This is a genomic window from Cognatiyoonia sp. IB215182, from assembly GCF_033963905.1.
GTDB lineage: Bacteria > Pseudomonadota > Alphaproteobacteria > Rhodobacterales > Rhodobacteraceae > Yoonia.
The window spans coordinates 1-4,832 of the sequence record NZ_JAXBMB010000047.1 but is presented as its reverse complement, the minus strand read 5'-3'; the positions used below and the strand labels follow the sequence as shown (position 1 = coordinate 4,832).

6 protein-coding genes are annotated in these 4,832 nt (G+C 48.7%); 5 read left to right on the top strand and 1 reads right to left on the bottom strand.

The window, feature by feature from the left end; translation table 11 throughout:
- Positions 1–157 precede the first annotated feature (157 nt).
- A complete protein-coding gene (locus SLH47_RS26100) occupies positions 158–769 on the bottom strand; it encodes a hypothetical protein (protein WP_320244057.1) in 612 nt (203 codons plus the stop codon).
- Positions 770–1,422: 653 nt separating this feature from the next.
- Between SLH47_RS26100 and SLH47_RS26095 the strand changes: the two genes are divergently transcribed.
- From SLH47_RS26095 to SLH47_RS26075, 5 genes are read left to right on the top strand one after another with little or no spacing between them, the layout of a single operon-like run.
- Positions 1,423–1,860, top strand: coding sequence for a hypothetical protein (locus SLH47_RS26095; protein WP_320244055.1), 438 nt, complete (start codon positions 1,423–1,425; stop codon positions 1,858–1,860).
- A 15-nt stretch (positions 1,861–1,875) separates the two neighbouring features.
- Positions 1,876–2,250 (top strand): photoactive yellow protein, encoded by a 375-nt coding sequence (pyp, locus tag SLH47_RS26090; protein ID WP_320244053.1) that lies wholly within the window; start codon positions 1,876–1,878, stop codon positions 2,248–2,250.
- Positions 2,251–2,271: 21 nt separating this feature from the next.
- Positions 2,272–2,817 carry a hypothetical protein gene (locus SLH47_RS26085; RefSeq protein ID WP_320244051.1) on the top strand — a complete coding sequence of 182 codons (546 nt, stop codon included), beginning with the start codon at positions 2,272–2,274 and terminating at the stop codon, positions 2,815–2,817.
- A 15-nt stretch (positions 2,818–2,832) separates the two neighbouring features.
- Positions 2,833–3,318 (top strand): hypothetical protein, encoded by a 486-nt coding sequence (locus SLH47_RS26080; protein WP_320244049.1) that lies wholly within the window; start codon positions 2,833–2,835, stop codon positions 3,316–3,318.
- Between the two features lie 11 nt (positions 3,319–3,329).
- On the top strand, positions 3,330–4,622 hold the full coding sequence (locus tag SLH47_RS26075) for an AMP-binding protein (protein ID WP_320244047.1): 1,293 nt from the start codon (positions 3,330–3,332) through the stop codon (positions 4,620–4,622).
- Positions 4,623–4,832: the final 210 nt, after the last annotated feature.

The window sequence follows — 4,832 nt, the reverse complement described above, 5'->3', positions numbered from 1 at the left end:
CAGCTATCGCTCTCGCGGCCATCATCATCTACTGGCTTTGAAACTCAATGAGTCCAGACACTAAGCACTACCACATTCGAGGAGCGAGCTATGAAAGCTTAAGTTGCCGTCCACGAAACCGGCAGCAGGCCAATGTGCAGGAAACTTGTTTTCGCTCTTATTGGGCCTGTATCTTACTCTGCGCAAATAGGATCCACTGCCCTACATCGATGATTTGCCCAACGATGCCAAGTTGTGAGGCTAGTTTTTTCTCGTCCTGATGCGCCAAATCTTGAAGTGTAAATACTCCACATTGAGATAGCATCCAAATCAGACCTGGTCCCGCGCCTGGTAGTTTGGCTAGTTCGCTTTCTGACCAATTTGACTTCTCTGATGCTTGTGCGTATTCCGCGTAAACCTCTTTGGCACTCTCTGCTTCTGGCCCGCTGCATAACTCAGGATTGGTTGGCATCGCTGCGTTCCTTGATGCAAGTTCGTCAAGTATGTCGCCACATCCATCTACATCGATATGGTTGTCTTCAGTGCTCCCAGCTTGAGCAATGATTTCAGAGTCGGTCGAATAAGTTGGATCGCCAACGACGCTGGCTGGCAGCTCACTTTCGATTGTTGATCTTTTAGTTGTATCTTTCTCCGACGCCGGTTGTCTCGGGCGCATTGGGCTCATAATCTGTTTACGTCTTGCAAGCCTGTTCTGCCTGATTTCCAGTAGGCTCGCTCGCGCGTTCCGTCTGACGTTAATTGCCAGCTTTTTGTAATTCTCAATTTCCATTCATACCTCGTGTCGTTCGTTTTGAGCCGCATTCTTTCGATTGTGGGAGGCTTCGAAAGCTTCAAGGAAATCTCCAACAAGAATCGCAAACTGCTGTTGAAGCGCCATATTGCGCATCAGACTGGATAGCATCGAAGCGATATCAGGGAGCAACAACGGTTTAGATGATTCTTCACAACGGTTCTCCAAACAGGCCGGAACATCATCTAGTACTGCCACAACACGTGCGTCAGGCCTAATTTGTCCGTCCCTGCAGTGGCTGTAGGCAACTACGTAGCCTCCTTTTTTTCGAACCCAAAGGTCAATAAAAATTGGTGTATCGCATGTCAACCAGCGACTCTGGCGCGCGATACGGCGCCCGCGAAATCTAAGGGGAGGGCCCTGGCACCGCGGTAACAAAACCATATCCCACAGATCGGGCATATCCTTTGGCGCGGCCTCACAATCTGGGTTTACCATCGTTTGCTTCCAATATGGAACATGTCAACTTGACTATAGGTGCAGTCCTTACGTCTTGGTTAAGATAGAATAGAAGAAGCAAAATTCTTTTTTGAACTAGTTTGCGAAATCTTCATTTTTCGAGTCGATTCAGAAATTCGTTTGCAATGCATCGCGGTACAAGTGGCCGAATGGCAGCGAAAGGAGCAAAGCACATGAGTGAAATTGGATGCCTGAGTGAGACCGATGGGCAGTATGAATTCCGCGACCCGAGCCGCAGCCTCATCATTCGAGGCGAGCACCCGGAATGGGTACTGATGGCGGCTGCGGAAGTCATCGGAAACACGGCGCGCCTAGAGGCGGAAAGCGTCGTCGAAGAGCTTAATGCAATGGTCGAATTTGAAGCGGTTGAACCAATCGAAGTCGACTCGGCAAAATACGCCATGAAAGAGCGGTTTGAGCTTATCCCTCAATGCATCGTGACCCTAGGTAAGATGGATTATAAATGGGCGGCGCCGGAAGGCCGGGCCAAGAAACAGGACGAGTTTGGCAGCCAAACGCTCAAACGCGTTCACGATATGTCTTTGACCCGCTCTGACACGTTCCTATCGAACGAAGACGGCGTCGATACAACCAACGAAACAACAGTCTAAAGCAAGGACAGTAAAATGGAAATCATCCCCTTCGGCAGCCAAGACCTAGACAATATTCTCAATCGTGAGCCACAGCGCGCGGAGTACCTGCCTTTCGGCGCCGTCATGTTGGACCGAAATGGCAAGATCGTGAAATACAATAAGGCAGAAGGCTTAATTGCCAGCCGCACGCCGGAGGAAATGATAGGAAAAGATTTCTTCAATGATGTGGCACCGTGCGCAAAGGGGAAACGCTTTCACGGTGAATTTCTGAAATTCCACCGAACCGGCCAGCTCAATGTCATGTTCGACTACAAGTTTGCTTACAAAGGGGCTGATGTCGGCGTCAAGATCCACCTGAAGGCGCAACCAGATGGCCAAAATTGCTGGATGTTCGTGAAACGCACATGAGCGGTAGAGGCGCGACGAATAATGAGCCGAAGCACAGATATTGATGTCAGCGTCACGATCGCCCCAGAACTGAGAAGCATTTTGGCCGCCCGCCATAATGTCACAGAAGGAAGCGGCTACTTCCTTCAATCAGTCTCGCAAAGACCGGGGTCAGATGAAAGATCAAAAAAATCAAACCTTCCGGAGTGGAAGCAGATTAGGCTTCGCCGCGACGGTGCTAGACCGATCACTTTTCTTGGTGTCGAAGTGCTGATCTTCCGCGGGCCTATTTCGATCTCGGGGCTAAAGTGCGAACAAGAGATAACCCTATATCTAAACCAGGATGGGCATTTTTTCGTTGCCTTGCGTTTGTCTACTCTGTCGAACTCGAGTTTTCGGCCGTGGTGCCGCGCATGCGCTGTGGATGGATTGACAATTGGGCCAAAACTGAACCGGTGGGTAAGGTACCTGTCTACAAAGCTGATGCACCCGATGCTTGGCGACTCAAAAAGGCAGAATCCAAAAGTGATACTCGATGCAGTTGAACTTCTTTCCGAAAAGACGCTACGCCTCACCCAATTCCAATAGATGAAAGGAAGACAAATGACCACTATGATGGAAGTGCCGCACGGTGATATAAATCTGCAAACAGGTGTCACGCAATTGCCACACAATTACATGTCATTTCAAATAAAGCGCAAGGGCGCGAGACCGCTTCGGTTTGAAGGTACGGAGTTGGGTATGGCCATGAGTTTTACTCCCAGCATTCCGTATTGGTACGAAATCAACATCTATAGAAAAACTGATCAGTCATATGTTCTGGCAATTCGGCGTTTTCATCAAGCCGAAGACTTGCGGGATACGGTGCAAGCGTGGGAAGCAGCTTCTCTTGAGGATATCATCGACTTGTTGTTGACGTATGATGCTGCGGTCGATGTACCGCTGAGTTTTGACTCTTATCGACTAAACACACATGCCGCCGAGGTTGCCGCGTTAGGAATGCAGCTTTGGGCAGAGATTGAAGACTCGCGCCATCATTTCAAAAGTCTCGTTGGTGAATTTCTCCACGATATCGAATATGAGAGTTGATCATTCCACAGATGGCAATTTCGGCAATAAAGCAGTCATCATCAAAGGGTGTTGACAAACCTCAAAGAGGGATCCTAAACGAGGACTCAATTAGGCGGCTGGTCCTCAGCATCATTGCTGTCTCTCAGGTCCCTTTGATTACAAAGGGCGTTGTTCAACCCCGAGCAGCTGTTGCCCGTTGTCGGGCCGAAATGACATTGCCCGAGCTTGACGAACTCACTTTGAGTGAGAGCGGCTTAGGATTTGATAGCCTTGCACTTTTGGACTTGGTGCTGAAAGTGAACACTTTCTTCAACCTACACAAGACAGGGATTGAAGATTACCTACTAGTTTATCAGACGCTTGGCGATTGGGTAGGGCTTATCGTTCGTCATTTTGATCTGATTGAAGATCAAGCTGAATTCTCCTTTCAAACGTCTGGCTCAACAGGCAATCCAAAGCTTATCACTCATAACATAGCTGATTTGCAGGCAGAAGTTAAGGGGATCGTTCGCAATCAAGTTCTTCCGGTCCGGCGTTCCTCGCGTATTCTAAATTTGGTTCCACCCCATCACATCTACGGTTTCCTATTCTCTTGCTTATTGCCGTCAATAACCAAGCTAGACGTAGTTGATTTACACGGCAAGCCATTCACGAATGCAATACGTCTTGCAATTCAGGGCGACATAGTCTTGGCCACTCCGTTTCTGTGGAATAGGATGGCTCGTTCGGGTATGATATACGAACATGAGGTACACGGCGTCACTGCGGCGGAACCTTCGTCACAAGAAACATGGTCAGTTGTGGAGAACACAAAGCTGTCGTCATTTACAGAGATATTGGGTGCTACCGAGACAGGTGGAGTCGGGTTCCGAAAGTCGTTTGACGACGACTTTGATTTGCTCCCGCATCTTACGCGTGATGGAGCGCATGTGAGACGCAAGGTCTCTGAAGAGTCCTATCTGGATTTACAAGATAGATTGGAATGGACTGGTGATAAATCCTTCCGATTTGGTGGTCGCATCGACAACGCCGTCCAAGTCGCGGGGGTGAACGTGTCGCTGGCGCATGTCTCCGATACGATTAGTGCTGTAGCTGGTGTTAAACAAGTGAATGTACGTTTCGTCGAAGAAAGAATAATTGCACTTGTTGTTCCTCACAATACATCTACGATATCACAGGATTTCTATGAGGCATTACATTTACACGTCGTCAAGAACCTCGAACCCGTTGCGAGACCTTCTGAGCTCATAATCTTGCCCGAGCTAAAAACGAATTCGATGGGAAAGTATACCATTTATTGCAATGAGCCGGATAATGTTTGAGATATGTACATCAAGCACTCGACCGCAATGCCTATTATTTACGATCTATCAGACACTCTCTCCTGCCGAATTAACCTGAGCCCATCTGTTGGCGCTAACGCTAGCATCCAGGAGAAACTCTGCAGCAACAATGCAGATTATGACGTTGCCCCCTGATCCGTGCCGTTCGGGTGTAGCATCCGTTCCTGTTTGTTTCTGTTGATAGGTGTG